Source organism: Clostridium sp. DFI.1.208 (genome assembly GCF_024463855.1).
Classification (GTDB): domain Bacteria; phylum Bacillota_I; class Bacilli_A; order Erysipelotrichales; family Erysipelotrichaceae; genus Clostridium_AQ.
Map to the genome: position 1 here is coordinate 1 of NZ_JANGCA010000219.1, position 382 is coordinate 382.

Annotated in this window: 1 protein-coding gene; it reads right to left on the bottom strand. The window is 48.7% G+C overall.

The genetic code is table 11. The features are described from left to right. Nucleotides 1-382: hypothetical protein (locus tag NE665_RS24115; RefSeq protein WP_256302732.1), on the bottom strand; the 382-nt coding region annotated here is incomplete at both ends.

The following is a 382-nucleotide window of genomic DNA, read 5'->3' on the forward strand; positions in this document are numbered from 1 at the left end:
TTGAGGAGGGCAGTGCCACATCCTTCGTCAGTCCCATCAGACTTGTCTGCGTACTGACTGCCAGTGTACTGAGCGCACTCAGCTTCTTTGCCTCTTCACTGTATTTGTCTGTGATCTCTTTCTTTGATGACGGGTAGCTTCCCTTTGTTTGTTGGAAACCGTCTATTACCAGACCTCCACTGACCATCTGCGCACTTGTGTATTCCTGTGCTCGCGGCTCTTCTTTCGATGCCACGCTGATATCATAGAAGCTGCTTTCCAGCTTACTGCTCTCTCCATTGAAATTGCCTGTTTCCTTGCCTTCCACATACACGGCCGCATAGCAGTTTGTGATACTGCTTTCTTTTCCGAATCCATATGCGGATTGCTTGCCTTCGATGAT